We start from the raw sequence: 15,735 nt of genomic DNA, 5'->3' as shown, positions 1-15,735 counted from the left end.
GCGTCCCCTTCGTCTAGTGGCCTAGGACACCGCCCTTTCACGGCGGTAACAGGGGTTCGAGTCCCCTAGGGGACGCCACGATTTCTCGCTCTGCGAGACCAAGGGTCATTCGATTATTGAATGGCCCTTTTGTTTTTTCGGGGTTTGAGTTCTCAATCCCTTCTTTCTTTGTTTACCTCATCTTCAGTCATCTCTCTTGTCTCATCCGGCTGTCAGTCATCCCAAATGCCTGATGCGTCCTTGCCAACGCACATGATGAGGATAATATTATCGTCATCATCCCGGAGGCGGTCATGAACGACAAAAAAGCACAGACCCGCGAACGTATTCTCGCTGCTGCCAGCACCGCCCTGATTGCGCGCGGCCCGATCGAGCCCAGCGTCAACGAGATCATGGGCGCAGCGGGGCTCACGGTGGGCGGGTTCTATGCGCATTTCGACAGCAAGGAAGCCCTGATGCTGGAAGCGTTCAGCCAGTTGCTGGCCGAACGCCGTGAGATGGTCGCCAGCATTGACGACCAATTGCCGGGCGAGGAGCGGCGCGCGCTGTTGGCGGCGTTCTACCTGTCGCGCAGGCACCGCGACGCTCAAGAGCACGCTTGCCCCTTGCCGACGGCGATAGGGGAGATGGCGCGTCTGTCCGTTGATTTTCGCAACGTACTGGCCGAACACGTCGAACTGATGGTGGCGCAGCTCGCCGCCAGCCCTGAAGAGACCGACAAGACCCTGGCCGACATCGCCTTGATGGTCGGCGGCCTGGCACTCGCCCGAGCCCTGGGCCCCAGTGAGCTATCGGATCGAGTGCTGCGGGCAGCCAAGTCGGCGGTGCTCTGATGCCGTTGTAGGACTGGCTTCCGCCGGGAAGAGGCCCGCGCAGGCACCCTCGATTCTGCAGCGTGACACCCGACGCCTTCCCGGCTAAAGCCGGTCCCACAAAGTTTCGCGTTCAGCCAATCCCTCTGGATGCACGCGATGCTTTTTTAGTGGGACCGGCTTCAGCCGGGAAGAGGCCGGCGCAGGCACCCTCAACCTCTGGCCAACCACGACCGCCCTCAGTTTTGTCCGATGCTTTTGGTTACACTGCCTGCGTAATGAATTTGATAGGGACAGAAAAACATGGTCTGGGATCTGGCAACGCCGTTCGTCATCGATCTGCAGGTGGGCGAGGAAGACATCGACGGCCTGGGCCACGCCAACAACGCCGTGTACGTCACTTGGCTCGAACGCTGCGCATGGCGGCATTCCCAGCAGTTGGGCCTGGACCTGACCGAGTATCGCCGACTCGACCGGGCCATGGCCGTGGTGCGTCACGAAATCGATTACCTGGCCAGCGCCTACCAGGATGACGAGCTGCAACTGGCGACCTGGATCGTCGACTGGGACCAGCGCCTGAAGATGACCCGGCGCTTCCAGCTGAAACGGCCGAGTGACGGCATGACCTTGCTGCGGGCGCAAACCACCTTCGTCTGCATCGAACTCTCGTCGGGCAAGCCCAAGCGCATGCCGAGCGAGTTCATCGACGGCTACGCCGCCGGCCTGCACCGTGTTGTGTCCTGACGTCCGGCGCGGGTAAAGCGTATCCAATCCGCCGGTCTCTGCGTAAACTGCCGGACTTTTTTTCGAGTGTGACCCATGCAAATTGCCTTGGCGCCCATGGAAGGCCTGGTCGACGACATCCTGCGCGACGTGCTGACGCAAGTCGGCGGCATCGACTGGTGCGTGACCGAATTCATTCGGGTGACTGAGCGTCTGCTGCCGGAGCATTACTTCCACAAGCTCGCGTCCGAACTGCTGCAGGGTTCGAAAACCCGCGCCGGCGTGCCGCTGCGTGTGCAACTGCTGGGTTCTGACCCGGTGTGTCTGGCCGAGAACGCTGCCTTCGCGGCCGAACTGGGCGCCCCGGTCATCGACTTGAATTTTGGCTGCCCGGCCAAGACCGTCAACAAATCCCGGGGCGGGGCGGTGCTGCTCAAGGAGCCGGAGCTGCTGCACACCATCCTCAGCCACGTACGCCGCGCCGTGCCGGCACACATTCCGGTTACCGCCAAGATGCGCCTGGGCTACGACAGCACCGAGCCGGCCCTTGATTGCGCCCGGGCGCTGGAAGCGGGCGGCGCTGAACACATCGTCGTCCACGCCCGCACCAAAGTTGACGGCTATAAGCCGCCGGCACACTGGGAGTGGATCGGCAAGATTCAGGACGTGGTGAAGATTCCGATCATTGCCAACGGCGAGATCTGGACCGTCGACGACTGGCGGCGCTGCCGGGAAATCTGCGGGGCCCGTGACATCATGATCGGCCGCGGTCTGGTGGCGCGTCCGGACCTGGGCCGTCAGATCGCCGCTGCGCAAGCCGGGCGTGACGTCATCCCCATGACCTGGATCGAGTTACAGCCGCTGCTGCGGGATTTCTGGCTGCAGGCCATGGCCAAGATGACCCGCGTTCAGGCACCGGGCCGGCTCAAGCAATGGGTGGTTCTGCTGACCAAAAGCTACCCCGAAGCGACTCTGCTGTTCGATGCCCTGCGCCGCGAAACCGACTGCGAGCGGATCAGCCAGATGCTCGGCGTGAACGTGCCGGAAGCCGCCTGAAAAAAATCTTTTTCACGACTCTTGAAACGCAAATGGCTGTCCCTATTTTGGGGTTACGCGATGCCGAAATCGGGTCGCGGAGATAACCACTTGCTGATTTATCAGGAGATTTTCAGATGACTACTGCATTTTCCCTGGCTCCACTGTTCCGTCACTCCGTTGGCTTCGACCGCTTCAACGACCTGTTCGAATCGGCGGCGCGCAACGAGTCGGCGAGCAGCTATCCTCCCTACAACGTCGAAAAACACGCGGATGACCAATACCGCATTGTCATCGCGGTTGCGGGGTTCCAGGAGGAAGATCTGGAGTTGCAAGTCGAGAAGGGCGTACTGACCGTCACCGGCAGCAAGCGCGAGAACACCGCGGAAGGCGTGACCTTCCTGCACCAGGGCATCGCCCAGCGTGCATTCAAGCTGTCGTTCCGTCTGGCTGATCACATCGAGGTCAAAAACGCTGTTTTGGCCAATGGCCTGCTGAACATTGACCTGCTGCGTCTGGTGCCTGAAGAGGCCAAGCCAAAACGCATCGAAATCAATGCTCAGAAAACCCTGACTCACTGATCCCGAGTCAGCGTGAGAAGGCGCCCTGCGGGGCGCCTTTTTTGTGCCCGTTCAGCGCGCCTGCGATTGCTCCAGCCCGGCGGCCTGCGCATCCAGCAGCGCCATGAACGCCCGCGCGGCGTTGGACAGCGTGCGTTCGGTGTGGACGATGTACCCCAGCTGTCGGAGCAACTGAATGCCCGGTAACGGAATGGCCGTGACTTGCTCGTCGAGCATGGTCCGGGGCAGCACGCTCCAGGCCAGGCCAATGGACACCATCATCTTGATCGTCTCCATGTAGTTGGTGCTCATGGCGATATTCGGCTTCAGCCCTTGGGCTTCGCACAGTCCGCTGACGATGTGGTGGGTGAAGGTGTTTTCGCCCGGGAACACCGCGGGGTAGCCGGCGATGTCGGCCAGGCTGACGTTTTTCTGAGTGGCCAGCGGGTGCTCGGGTGCGGCGACAAAATCCAGGGGGTCGTCCCAGACCTTGACGGCCTTCACCAGCGCGTGGGGCTCGGGCGCCAATGTAATCACCGCCAGCTCCGCACGGCCGTGGAGGATTTCTTCGTAGGCCACTTCCGAATCGAGAAACTGAATGTCCAGCGCGACGTCCGGGTAGGTCTTGGTAAACGCCCTTAACAGCGTAGGCAACCGGTGCAGTCCGATGTGGTGACTGGTTGCCAGAGTCAGACGCCCGGTGATCTCGCCGGTCAGGTTGGTCAGCGCGCGACGGGTGTCATCCAGCACATTGAGAATCTGGTAAGCGCGGGGAAGGAGTGCGCGTCCGGCTTCGGTCAGGCTGACCTCGCGGCCCAGACGATCAAACAGCCGCACGTCCAGCTGCTGCTCCAGACCGGCGATGCGCTTGCTGACCGCCGGTTGCGTCAGGTGCAGGCGCTCTCCGGCGGCCGAGAAACTGCCCATCTCGGCGATGGTGATAAAGGCATTGAGGTTGGCCAAATCCATCTCGGATTCCTGTTGGTTATGCAAAGCATGAAAAATATGAATTTGAGTTATTTAAGCATATTCCATAGCATCTCCCCCACAAGCCAAGGGTCTTTACGGTGTCATTTCGACATCGGCGGCCGGGGCATAGAAATACGCTGATGAGGAACCGTCTGATGGCCGGCAAAACGCTCTACGACAAGCTCTGGGATTCGCATTTGGTCAAGCAGCGCGACGATGGCTCCGCGCTGCTGTACATCGACCGTCACATCATCCACGAAGTGACTTCGCCTCAGGCTTTCGAGGGCTTGCGCCTGGCCCGTCGCAAACCGTGGCGCATCGACGCCAACGTCGCGACCGTCGACCACAACGTGCCGACCACCCCGGACCGCAAGGACGGCGTTGACGCCATCGTCGATCAGGTGTCGCGCTTGCAGGTCAAGACCCTGGACGACAACTGCGACGAATACGGCATCACCGAATTCAAGATGAACGACGTCCGCCAGGGCATCGTTCACGTCATCGGCCCGGAGCAGGGCGCGACCTTGCCGGGCATGACCGTGGTCTGCGGCGACTCCCACACCTCGACCCACGGCGCATTCGGCGCCCTGGCCCACGGCATCGGCACCTCCGAGGTCGAGCACGTCCTCGCGACCCAGTGCCTGGTCGCCAAGAAAATGAAGAACATGCAAGTGAAGGTCGAAGGCAAGCTGCCGTTCGGCGTCACCGCCAAGGACATCGTCCTGGCCATCATCGGCAAGATCGGCACCGCCGGCGGTAACGGCCATGCCATCGAGTTCGCCGGCAGCGCCATCCGTGACCTGTCCGTCGAAGGCCGCATGACCATCTGCAACATGTCCATCGAAGCGGGCGCACGCGTCGGGCTGGTGGCGACCGATGAAAAGACCATTGCCTACGTGAAGGGTCGTCCTTTCGCACCGACTGCCGAGCAGTGGGACGCAGCGGTTGAAGCCTGGAAGGACCTGGTGTCCGACGACGACGCGGTGTTCGACACCGTGGTCGAGCTCGACGCGACCCAGATCAAGCCGCAAGTCAGCTGGGGCACCTCCCCGGAAATGGTCGTGGCCGTGGATCAGAACGTGCCGGATCCGGCGCAGGAAGCCGATCTGGTCAAGCGTGGCTCCATCGAGCGCGCCTTGAAGTACATGGGCCTGAAAGCCAATCAGGCGATCACCGATATCCAGCTCGATCGCGTGTTCATCGGCTCGTGCACCAACTCGCGGATCGAAGACCTGCGCGCGGCGGCGGACATCGCCAAGGGCCGCAAAGTGGCGTCGACCATTAAGCAGGCGATCGTTGTGCCGGGCTCGGGTCTGGTGAAGGAACAGGCCGAGCGGGAAGGGCTGGACAAGGTCTTCATCGAAGCCGGTTTCGAATGGCGTGAGCCGGGCTGCTCGATGTGCCTGGCGATGAACCCGGACCGGCTTGAGAGCGGCGAGCACTGCGCGTCGACCTCCAACCGCAACTTCGAAGGCCGTCAGGGTGCCGGTGGTCGTACTCACCTGGTCAGCCCGGCGATGGCGGCAGCGGCAGCGGTCAACGGCCGTTTCGTCGACGTTCGCACCATGAGCCAGGCATAAGGAGCCCCGTATGAAGCCTTTTACTCAACACACCGGTTTGGTCGCTCCGTTGGATCGCGCCAACGTTGACACCGATCAGATCATCCCCAAGCAGTTCCTGAAGTCGATCCGCCGCACCGGCTTTGGCCCGAACCTGTTTGACGAGTGGCGTTACCTCGATGTGGGTCAGCCGTACCAGGACAACAGCAAACGTCCACTGAACCCGGACTTCGTGCTCAACGCCGAGCGTTACCAAGGCGCCAGCGTGTTGCTGGCGCGGGAGAACTTCGGCTGCGGCTCGAGCCGTGAACACGCCCCGTGGGCGTTGGAAGAGTACGGCTTTCGCAGCATCATCGCGCCGAGCTACGCAGACATTTTCTTCAACAACAGCTTCAAGAACGGCCTGCTGCCGATCATCTTGACCGAAAGCGAGGTCGATGAGCTGTTCAAGGTGGTTGAAGCCACACCGGGCTACCAGTTGAACGTGGACCTGGAAGCGCAGACCGTGACCCGCGAAGACGGCAAGGTGTACCGCTTCGAGATCGACGCCTTCCGCAAGCACTGCCTGCTCAACGGCCTGGACGACATCGGCCTGACCCTGGTGGACGGCGAGGCGATTGCCGCGTTCGAAAGCAAGCATCGGGCTTCGCAGCCTTGGCTGTTTCGCTGAGGGGCAGTTGCAAGCTTCAAGCTGCAAGCGGCAAGTTGACCGCGGTGTGACTGCTGATTCTTGCAGCTCACCGCTTGGAGCTTGCCGCTCCCGAGTCGGCACCGATCACCGGCTCGACACGTATTCTGAAACGAGGGTTTTATGAGCAAGCAGATTCTGATTCTTCCAGGTGATGGCATCGGTCCGGAAATCATGGCCGAGGCGGTCAAGGTGCTGGAGCTGGCCAGCGGGAAATATCAGCTGGGGTTCGAACTGAGCCACGACGTTATCGGCGGCGCGGCCATCGACAAGCATGGCGTGCCGCTGGCCGATGAAACCCTTGAGCGCGCCCGTTCCGTTGACGCCGTATTGCTCGGCGCCGTGGGCGGCCCGAAATGGGACGCCATCGAGCGCGACATCCGTCCGGAGCGCGGCCTGCTGAAGATCCGCTCGCAACTGGGCCTGTTTGCCAACCTGCGTCCGGCAATTCTGTATCCGCAGCTCGCCGATGCCTCCAGCCTTAAGCCAGAAATCGTGGCCGGCCTGGATATCCTTATCGTCCGCGAGCTGACCGGCGGTATCTACTTCGGTGCACCGCGCGGCACCCGCGAACTGGAAAACGGCGAGCGCCAGTCCTACGATACGTTGCCCTACAGCGAAAGCGAGATCCGCCGCATCGCCCGCGTCGGCTTCGACATGGCCCGCGTGCGCGGCAAGAAGCTCTGCTCGGTGGACAAAGCCAACGTGCTGGCCTCCAGCCAGTTGTGGCGCGAAATCGTCGAGCAGGTCGCCAAGGATTACCCGGACGTAGAACTCAGCCACATGTACGTCGACAACGCCGCCATGCAGCTGGTCCGCGCACCTAAGCAGTTCGACGTAATCGTGACCGACAACATGTTCGGCGACATCCTCTCCGACGAAGCGTCGATGCTCACCGGTTCCATCGGTATGCTGCCGTCGGCGTCGCTGGATTCGAACAACAAGGGCATGTACGAGCCCTGCCACGGGTCGGCGCCGGACATCGCCGGCAAAGGCGTGGCCAACCCGTTGGCGACGATTTTGTCGGTGTCGATGATGCTGCGTTACAGCTTCAACGAACACACCGCCGCCGACGCCATCGAGAAAGCCGTCAGCCTGGTGCTGGATCAGGGCTTGCGCACCGGCGACATCTGGTCCGAAGGCAATGCCCGGGTCGGGACGCAGGAAATGGGCGACGCCGTAGTCGCCGCGCTGCGCAATCTGTAATATCTCGGGCCCACGACTGTCAGGTTGAGCCCTTTCGCTCTCTGCGGTCGGGGCCCCACTTTTAATTAAGGTGTAGTTGCGATGAAACGTGTAGGTCTGGTCGGTTGGCGCGGGATGGTCGGTTCCGTGCTCATGCAGCGCATGCTGGAAGAGCAGGATTTCGATCTCATTGAGCCGGTTTTTTTCACCACCTCCAACGTCGGCGGCCAAGGCCCGTCGGTGGGCAAGGACGTCGCGCCGCTGAAAGATGCCTATAGCATTGACGAGCTCAAGACCCTGGACGTGGTGCTGACCTGCCAGGGCGGCGACTACACCAACGAGGTTTTCCCCAAGCTGCGCGAGGCGGGCTGGCAGGGTTACTGGATCGACGCGGCGTCTTCCCTGCGCATGCAGGACGATGCGGTGATCATCCTCGACCCGGTCAATCGCAAGGTCATCGACCAGCAGCTGGATGCCGGCACCAAGAACTACATCGGCGGCAACTGCACCGTTAGCCTCATGCTGATGGGCCTGGGCGGGCTGTTCGAGGCCGGTCTGGTGGAGTGGATGAACGTCATGACGTATCAGGCCGCTTCCGGCGCCGGTGCGCAGAACATGCGTGAGCTGATCAAGCAGATGGGCGCGATCAATGCGTCGGTGGCCGACGAGCTGGCGAACCCTGCCAGCGCTATTCTGGACATCGACCGCAAGGTGGCTGACGCGATGCGTGGCGAGGGTTTCCCGACCGAGAACTTCGGGGTGCCGCTGGCGGGCAGTCTGATCCCGTGGATCGACAAGGAGCTGCCGAACGGTCAGAGCCGTGAGGAGTGGAAAGGGCAGGCAGAGACGAACAAGATTCTGGGTCGTTTCAAGAGCCCGATTCCGGTCGACGGTATTTGCGTGCGCATCGGTGCGATGCGGTGCCACAGTCAGGCGCTGACGATCAAGCTGAACAAGGATGTGCCGATCGCGGATATCGAGGGAATGATCAGTCAGCACAACCCGTGGGTGAAGCTGGTGCCGAATAATCGCGAGGCAAGCATTCAGGAGCTGAGCCCGACGTCGGTAACCGGGACGTTGAATATTCCGGTGGGGCGTTTGCGCAAGTTGAACATGGGTTCGCAGTATCTGGGCGCGTTTACTGTGGGCGATCAGTTGTTGTGGGGCGCGGCCGAGCCGCTGCGTCGGATGTTGCGGATTCTTCTGGAACGGTAATCACCCGGCGACCTGCGGCGTGGGTTCGTACGTCAAGATCAAGAGCGTCTGCCTGGGGGCAGACGTTTCGCCTTCGGCGAGTTACTTTTGAAAAGCACCAAAAGTAACCAAAAGTGCCTGCTCCTGGTTGGGCCCGACTTCGTCGGGTTCCCTCACTCCGGTCCCGCTCCGTGGGCCCGCGCCGAACGGGCAGCCATGCCCTGACGGCGCTCTCGCCGCATCCATGCGGCTCGACCCACTCCGCGAAACCTCCGTTCAGCCTGCACCCAAGTCGCGATGGGTGTCGTCTGGACTTTTTGCATATGAAGATCAAAAGCACAGCAAGAGCAACGGCTTCCCGGCTAAAGCCGGTCCCACAGAGGCGTGCGGTCTGTGCGGTCTGTTAGTGGGACCGGCTCTAGCCGGGAAGGGGCCGGTTCATTCACCATCGATTATCCGATCGTTCCCACTGACGCTTTCCCGGCTAAAGCCATTCCTCCTGAATGCACGCGGTGTCCTGTAGGACCGGCTTCAGCCGGGAAGCTTTTGATCTGCTTTTGATCTTCCTACGCAAAAAGTCCAGCCACCGCCAATCGCGACTTGGGTGCAGGCTGAACGCAGGTTTCGCGGAGTGGGCCGAGCGGCATGGATGCCGCGAGAGCCGCCCCCCGCCATGGATGGCGGATGGCGGCGGGCCCACGGAGCGAGGCCGGAGTGAAGGAACCCCGAGGAACGAGGGGCCAAACCAGGAGCAAGCACCCTTGGTTACTTGGGGTGCTTTTCCAAGTAACTCGGCGAAGCCGAAACAGTCTGCCCCTAGGCAGATGCCTTTGATCTTGAATTTGACCTTGATCTTAAGACAGCGGCAAATCGCACGCCCGGCACTTCGACATACCGGTGAACCACCATCGAAACCACCACAACCGCCACCACCACCAACAGCAACAACAGATTGTCGTTCAGCGCACTGCCCGTGCTCAGATACCGCACCAACGTCCCCGGCATCTCACCCGGCTTGTCCACCAACAGCGGATACCCGCCAAACTTCGCGGCCACCGTCAGCCCCGTCGCGACCACGAAAATCACCGCCGCATGGGTCAGGTAAATCGACAGCCATAACCGGCCCAGCGCCGGGAACACCCGCACCTGCAACAGCCGCGACACCACCCCGGCTTCCCAGGCGAACACCAGAATCGCCAGGCAAAACAGCACCGACAGCTCAATCGTCAGCGGAGCGTCGCCGGCCACCATCAGCCAGCCGATCGCTGCCAAAACCCCCACCTCAAGCACACTGGCCAGCACCATTCCCGGCACGAAATGCCGCAGCCGTGCGTACAGCCGATAGGTCACCGTACCCGCAAAAAAACACGCCGTGCCCCACAGCACATAGCGCGTCAGCAGATCGGAATCCACGAACAAGCCGACAAACGCCAACCCGCCCAGCAGCGTGAAAATCATCCGCGCCATCCCCGGCAGTGCGTAGCAGACCACCCCGAAGATCAGCCACAGATAAAACGCGACGCTGAGCCACCACGACGGGTAGTTGAACGAGAGCGCATTGAAGCCCGGCCACCAGGCCTGAATCAGCAACAGATTGGGCAGAATCTCCCCAGGCGCACGGTCACCACTGAAGGCCGGGAAATTCAACAGCAGCCCGTAGCGCTCCAGCACCAGCTTCAGGCACTCGAATCCGATGAAGAACAACAGCACCGCAATGTGCAGCGGCATGACCCGGCAGGCGCGAGCAAGCATGAAGTCGCCCAGCTGCCGCGAGGTATTCAGCGTGCCGACGTAGCGCCGGTAAATCAGAAAACCGCTCAGGGCGAAGAACAGACCGGCAAACTGGCTGGCATTACGGAAAAACGACAGCTCCGTGAGGCTTCGCTCGACGTGCGAGTGATGAACGATCAAGGTCAGGGCGCAGAGACCGCGCAGGCTGTCGAGCGCGACGAATCGCTTCATCGTGAGGATCCTTTTTCAGATGAGTCAGGCGTGCGGGCACGCGAACAGGCGCCAGCAGGTGTGCAGGGCAGGCAATGGCAGGGACAGACAGGAAAGTTACCACCTTCGGCACTGAGGCTGATGAGTGGTTTGAGCAGATTGAAAACAGGAGGTGAGGCACAGCTATTTCGACGCCGACGCTAACACGGTGTTCGTGAAAGTTTTGCCAGCCACGGACAGCAGTATGCCCGAACCGCAAACCCGTTCGGAACAGCAATCATCGACATCCTACTGTCAGAAAATCCCAATATATGGGATTGACCGTTATATATTGAGATTGCCAGCGCAACAGGTTTATAGTTCGCCCCGCATTCACTCATTAATAACAATCAGGTGAAGCCATGCAGGCGCAATTGATCGCGCTCGATTGGGGGACGACCTCCCTTCGCGCGTATCGACTCGGCGAACACGGCCGGGTACTGGAACAACGTTCGCTCAGCGCGGGCATCATGCAGCTGCCATCGACACCCCGTTCGATTGGCGGGCAGCAGGTTTCCAACGGCTTCGAGCTGGCTTTTGACGAAGCCTGCGGCAACTGGCTCGACGCCGAACCGACGCTGCCGGTGATCGCCTGCGGCATGGTCGGCAGCGCCCAGGGCTGGCGCGAAGCGGTCTATCAGCAGACCCCCGCCAGCGTCGCAGCGCTCAGCTCCGCGCTGGTCACGGTGCGCAGCGTGCGCGGCGTCGACGTTCACATCATTCCCGGCATCCTGCAGCGCTCCGAGCTGCCCAACGTGATGCGCGGCGAAGAAACCCAGGTCCTCGGCATTCTCGACTCTTTGCCCGCCAGCGAAGCCGCCAAACCCCTGTTGATCGGCCTGCCCGGCAGCCACTCGAAGTGGGTGAGGGCGGTGGACGGCCGAATCGAGCATTTCGACACCTTCATGACCGGCGAGGTCTACGCCGCGCTGTCCAGCCACACGATTCTTGGCCGCACGATGCAGCGCAGCGAGACCCTCGACGCTGAAGCGTTTGACCGAGGCGTGGCGGTGTCGCGGTCGGCCAATGGCGCGGCGGGTCCGCTGTCGACCATCTTCAGTTGCCGTACGCTCGGTTTGACCGGCGTGCTGTCCGGTACCGCGCAATCCGATTACTTGTCAGGCCTGTTGATCGGCCATGAAATCGTCGCGCTGGCGCAACTGCTGCACCAGACCGACGCGCAATTGCCTGACGTGATCCTGATCGGCAGCGATGCGTTGATCGCCCGCTATCAGCGCGCTCTCGACGCCAACGGCTTTGCCCAAGTGACCCTGGCCGAGCAGGCCACCGAGCGTGGTCTCTGGCAGGTCGCGGTGCAGGCCGGTCTGATTCAATCCTCCTCTTCGGCCGCTGCCCGGCCCCTTCACGTAGAGAACTGACATGCTCAAGCAAGCCCTCGTGCAAAACGGTCTGGTCGCGATTCTGCGCGGCCTGCGCCCCGAAGAAGCGCCGGCCATCGGTGATGTCCTGTACACCGCCGGTTTCCGCGTCATCGAAGTGCCGCTCAATTCCCCGCAGCCGTACGACAGCATCCGCCTGCTGCGTCAGAGCCTGCCCGCCGATTGCCTGATTGGTGCGGGCACGGTGCTGACGCCGGAGCAAGTACGCCAGGTCAAGGAAGCCGGCGGTCAGGTCATCGTCATGCCCCACAGCGATCCGAAGGTGCTGCGCGCAGCCAAGGCCGAAGGCCTGTTCCTGTCTCCGGGCGTGGCGACACCGACCGAGGCCTTCGCGGCGCTGGCCGAAGGCGCCGACGTACTGAAGATGTTCCCTGCCGAGCAAATGGGCCCGGCGGTGGTCAAGGCCTGGCTGGCGGTGTTGCCGGCCGGCACGGCGTTGATTCCGGTGGGCGGCATCACCCCGGACAACATGAAAGTCTTCCTCGACGCCGGCGTGTCCGGTTTCGGCCTGGGTTCGGGGCTGTTCAAGCCGGGCATGAGCGTCGAGGACGTGGCCAGGAGCGCCAAGGCCTATGTCGACGCCTGGCACCAGCACAAGCCTGCCAACAACCAGTGACTGACCCGCTCGTTGCGCCATCGAGGCTGTGTTTTTGAGCAAGTGCGCTAACAGCATGTGTTTTTGAATAAGAGAGACAAGACATGAAAATCACCAAACTCACGACTTACATCGTTCCGCCGCGCTGGTGCTTCCTGAAAGTCGAAACCGACCAGGGCGTCACCGGTTGGGGCGAGCCTGTGGTCGAGGGCCGCGCGCACACCGTGGCTGCAGCGGTTGAGGAACTGTCCGACTATTTGATCGGCAAAGACCCGCGCAACATCGAAGACATCTGGACCGTGCTCTATCGCGGTGGCTTCTACCGGGGCGGCGCCATCCACATGAGCGCGCTGGCGGGCATCGATCAGGCGCTGTGGGACATCAAGGGTAAGGCGCTGGGCGTGTCGGTCAGCGACCTGCTTGGCGGCCAGGTGCGCGACAAGATTCGGGTGTATTCGTGGATCGGCGGCGACCGTCCGGCTGACACCGCCCATGCCGCCAAGGGGGCGGTGGAGCGTGGTTTCACTGCGGTGAAGATGAACGGCACCGAGGAGCTGCAGTTCCTCGACACCTTCGACAAGGTCGATCTGGCGCTGGCCAACGTCGCCGCCGTGCGTGATGCCGTGGGCCCGAACGTGGGCATCGGCGTCGACTTCCACGGTCGCGTGCACAAGCCGATGGCTAAAGTGCTGATGAAAGAGCTGGACCCGTACAAGCTGATGTTCATCGAAGAGCCGGTGCTCAGCGAGAACTACGAAGCGCTGAAGGAACTGGCGCCGCTGACCAGCACGCCGATTGCACTGGGCGAGCGGCTGTTCTCCCGTTGGGATTTCAAGCGCGTGCTGAGCGAAGGCTACGTCGACATCATCCAGCCGGATGCTTCCCACGCCGGCGGCATCACCGAAACCCGCAAGATCGCCAACATGGCCGAAGCCTATGACGTGGCGCTGGCCCTGCATTGCCCGCTGGGTCCGATCGCGCTGGCGGCGTGCCTGCAGCTGGACGCCGTTTGCTACAACGCGTTCATTCAGGAGCAGAGCCTGGGCATTCACTACAACGAGAGCAACGACCTGCTCGACTACATCAAGAATCCCGAAGTCTTCGACTACGACAAGGGCATGGTGAAGATCCCGAACGGGCCGGGTCTGGGCATCGAGATCAACGAAGAGTACGTCAAGGAACGCGCCGCCATCGGCCACCGCTGGCGCAACCCGATCTGGCGCCACGCCGACGGCAGCTTTGCCGAGTGGTGATCCGTCTGTGCTGACTTGATCGTTCCCGCGCTCTGCGTGGGAACAATCATTCGCGAGCAAGCTCGCTCCCACAGGGACTGTGGCTGACCCTGATGTCGAGGGCGCTGACCCTCACGAGGGAGTGAGCTTGCTCACGAAGCTTTTCACGGCTCACTTACACCAAAAAACTCCAGACCTCAGATAACCATAAAAAGAGGCACTTCCCTTGCGCACACAGACTGCTTCCCAAGCGCGGGCGACCACCGCCACGCCGACCCGCAAACGCTTCTTCATCATGGTGCTGCTGTTCATCACCGTGGTGATCAACTACCTCGACCGCAGCAACCTGTCCATCGCCGCGCCCGCACTGACCAGCGAGCTGGGCATCGACCCGGTGCACGTCGGTCTGATCTTCTCCGCGTTCGGCTGGACCTACGCCGCCATGCAGCTCCCCGGTGGCTGGCTGGTGGATCGCGTTCCGCCCCGCATTCTCTACACCGTGGCACTGGCGCTGTGGTCCATTGCGACCATTTTTCTCGGCTTCGTTGGCAGCTTCATCGGCCTGTTCATTTTGCGCATGGCCGTCGGCGCGCTGGAGGCCCCGGCCTATCCAATCAACAGCCGCGTCGTCACCGCCTGGTTTCCTGAAAAAGAACGCGCCACCGCCGTCGGCTTTTACACCTCCGGCCAGTTCGTCGGCCTGGCCTTCCTGACCCCTGTGCTCGCGTGGTTACAGACCCGCTACGGCTGGCACATGGTGTTCGTGGCCACCGGCGGCGTCGGCGTGCTCTGGGCAGCTATCTGGTACATGGTTTACCGCGAGCCCCGCGATTTTAAGGGCATCAATCAGGGCGAGATTGACCTGATCAAGGATGGCGGCGGCCTGGTCGACATGCAGACCGATGCCTCGAAACGCAAAAGCGGTTTCAGCTGGCAGGACCTCGGCATCGTGCTGACCAAGCGCAAGCTGTGGGGCATCTACCTGGGCCAGTTCTGCCTGAACTCGACGCTGTGGTTCTTCCTCACCTGGTTCCCGACCTACCTGGTCAAATACCGCGGCATGGACTTCATCAAGTCCGGCTTGCTGGCGTCGCTGCCGTTCCTCGCGGCCTTCGTCGGCGTGCTCTGCTCGGGATTCTTTTCCGACTGGCTGATTCGTCGCGGTCATACCGTCGGCTTCGCGCGCAAGACGCCGATCATCGCCGGTCTGCTGATTTCCACCTCGATCATCGGCGCCAACTACGTCGACTCGACCCCGCTGGTGATCGCTTTCCTGGCTCTGGCCTTCTTCGGTAATGGCCTGGCGTCGATCACTTGGTCGCTGGTCTCGACCCTCGCCCCGGCGCGGCTGTTGGGACTGACCGGCGGCACGTTCAACCTGATCGGCAACCTGGCGGCAATCGCCACCCCGATCGTGATCGGCTTCCTCGCGTCGGGTGATTCCTTTGCGCCAGCTATCACCTACATCGCCGTTCTGGCGCTGCTCGGGGCGTTGTCCTACATCCTGTTGGTGGGCAAGGTGGAACGCATCGAGTTGTCATGACCCTGTCGATACGTAACGAGGGACGTCAATCACGTGCCCGGTGACGGACGTTTGCTTGAGAGAGGCATGGAAGCCGTCAATGCCTGGGTAAGACCGGGCTTGAGGGGTGGTCTAGATCGAAGAGAGCAATCTTTCGCGCAGGTGCTCAGGCGCTCTACCGGATCGCTTCTGAACCGTTTGAAGGGTCGAAGTGGACCCTTCAAACGGTTTTTAGTATCTGGCAAGAGCACCTGAGCTGGCGCAGGCTTTCAGGCAGCGCT

14 protein-coding genes and 1 tRNA gene are annotated in these 15,735 nt (G+C 61.7%); 13 read left to right on the top strand and 2 right to left on the bottom strand.

Features of this window, described 5'->3' with window-relative positions:
- Positions 1–2: 2 nt before the first annotated feature.
- The 5 genes from AC07VF_RS18685 to AC07VF_RS18665 all read left to right on the top strand — a co-directional run bounded on the left by AC07VF_RS18685 (position 3) and on the right by AC07VF_RS18665 (position 3,151).
- A tRNA-Glu gene (locus AC07VF_RS18685) sits at positions 3–78 on the top strand.
- A 215-nt stretch (positions 79–293) separates the two neighbouring features.
- Entirely contained in the window at positions 294–833 is a 540-nt protein-coding gene (locus AC07VF_RS18680) for a TetR/AcrR family transcriptional regulator (RefSeq protein WP_495009685.1), read from the top strand.
- A gap of 282 nt (positions 834–1,115) precedes the next feature.
- Positions 1,116–1,556, top strand: a complete 441-nt coding sequence (locus tag AC07VF_RS18675) for an acyl-CoA thioesterase (protein WP_282372740.1) — start codon at positions 1,116–1,118, stop codon at positions 1,554–1,556.
- A gap of 75 nt (positions 1,557–1,631) precedes the next feature.
- Complete coding sequence (locus tag AC07VF_RS18670) at positions 1,632–2,591, top strand: tRNA dihydrouridine synthase (protein ID WP_192174865.1); 960 nt, start codon at positions 1,632–1,634, stop codon at positions 2,589–2,591.
- A 116-nt stretch (positions 2,592–2,707) separates the two neighbouring features.
- A complete protein-coding gene (locus AC07VF_RS18665) occupies positions 2,708–3,151 on the top strand; it encodes an Hsp20 family protein (RefSeq protein ID WP_495009686.1) in 444 nt (147 codons plus the stop codon).
- A 51-nt stretch (positions 3,152–3,202) separates the two neighbouring features.
- Here the strand turns inward: AC07VF_RS18665 and AC07VF_RS18660 are convergent, their stop codons facing one another.
- Positions 3,203–4,099: a LysR family transcriptional regulator gene (locus tag AC07VF_RS18660; RefSeq protein ID WP_495009687.1), complete on the bottom strand. Its 897-nt coding sequence runs from the start codon at positions 4,097–4,099 to the stop codon at positions 3,203–3,205.
- 155 nt (positions 4,100–4,254) lie between these two features.
- On the opposite strand from AC07VF_RS18660, the gene leuC reads away from it, so the two are divergent.
- The 4 genes from leuC (at position 4,255) to asd (ending at position 8,746) form a co-directional block, all read left to right on the top strand.
- Complete coding sequence (gene leuC / locus AC07VF_RS18655; RefSeq protein ID WP_122538324.1) at positions 4,255–5,679, top strand: 3-isopropylmalate dehydratase large subunit; 1,425 nt, start codon at positions 4,255–4,257, stop codon at positions 5,677–5,679.
- A gap of 10 nt (positions 5,680–5,689) precedes the next feature.
- On the top strand, positions 5,690–6,328 hold the full coding sequence (gene leuD / locus AC07VF_RS18650) for a 3-isopropylmalate dehydratase small subunit (RefSeq protein WP_282372744.1): 639 nt from the start codon (positions 5,690–5,692) through the stop codon (positions 6,326–6,328).
- 141 nt (positions 6,329–6,469) lie between these two features.
- Positions 6,470–7,552, top strand: coding sequence for a 3-isopropylmalate dehydrogenase (leuB, locus tag AC07VF_RS18645; RefSeq protein WP_495009688.1), 1,083 nt, complete (start codon positions 6,470–6,472; stop codon positions 7,550–7,552).
- Positions 7,553–7,633: 81 nt separating this feature from the next.
- Positions 7,634–8,746: an aspartate-semialdehyde dehydrogenase gene (gene asd / locus AC07VF_RS18640; protein WP_065986059.1), complete on the top strand. Its 1,113-nt coding sequence runs from the start codon at positions 7,634–7,636 to the stop codon at positions 8,744–8,746.
- Between the two features lie 795 nt (positions 8,747–9,541).
- On the opposite strand, the gene AC07VF_RS18635 is transcribed toward asd, so the two are convergent.
- On the bottom strand, positions 9,542–10,687 hold the full coding sequence (locus AC07VF_RS18635) for an acyltransferase family protein (protein WP_495009689.1): 1,146 nt from the start codon (positions 10,685–10,687) through the stop codon (positions 9,542–9,544).
- A gap of 380 nt (positions 10,688–11,067) precedes the next feature.
- On the opposite strand from AC07VF_RS18635, the gene AC07VF_RS18630 reads away from it, so the two are divergent.
- From AC07VF_RS18630 to AC07VF_RS18615, 4 genes are all read left to right on the top strand, one after another.
- Positions 11,068–12,084 (top strand): 2-dehydro-3-deoxygalactonokinase, encoded by a 1,017-nt coding sequence (locus AC07VF_RS18630; RefSeq protein ID WP_495009690.1) that lies wholly within the window; start codon positions 11,068–11,070, stop codon positions 12,082–12,084.
- A gap of 1 nt (position 12,085) precedes the next feature.
- On the top strand, positions 12,086–12,721 hold the full coding sequence (locus tag AC07VF_RS18625) for a 2-dehydro-3-deoxy-6-phosphogalactonate aldolase (RefSeq protein ID WP_495009691.1): 636 nt from the start codon (positions 12,086–12,088) through the stop codon (positions 12,719–12,721).
- An 83-nt stretch (positions 12,722–12,804) separates the two neighbouring features.
- Complete coding sequence (dgoD, locus tag AC07VF_RS18620; protein ID WP_495009692.1) at positions 12,805–13,953, top strand: galactonate dehydratase; 1,149 nt, start codon at positions 12,805–12,807, stop codon at positions 13,951–13,953.
- 274 nt (positions 13,954–14,227) lie between these two features.
- Positions 14,228–15,475 (top strand): MFS transporter, encoded by a 1,248-nt coding sequence (locus AC07VF_RS18615; protein ID WP_427689148.1) that lies wholly within the window; start codon positions 14,228–14,230, stop codon positions 15,473–15,475.
- Positions 15,476–15,735 lie beyond the last annotated feature (260 nt).

It is taken from the genome of Pseudomonas sp. GW821-FHT02H06 (assembly GCF_059421525.1).
The sequence above is the reverse complement of the archived record's forward strand: the minus strand, read 5'-3'. Positions and strand labels throughout refer to the sequence as shown.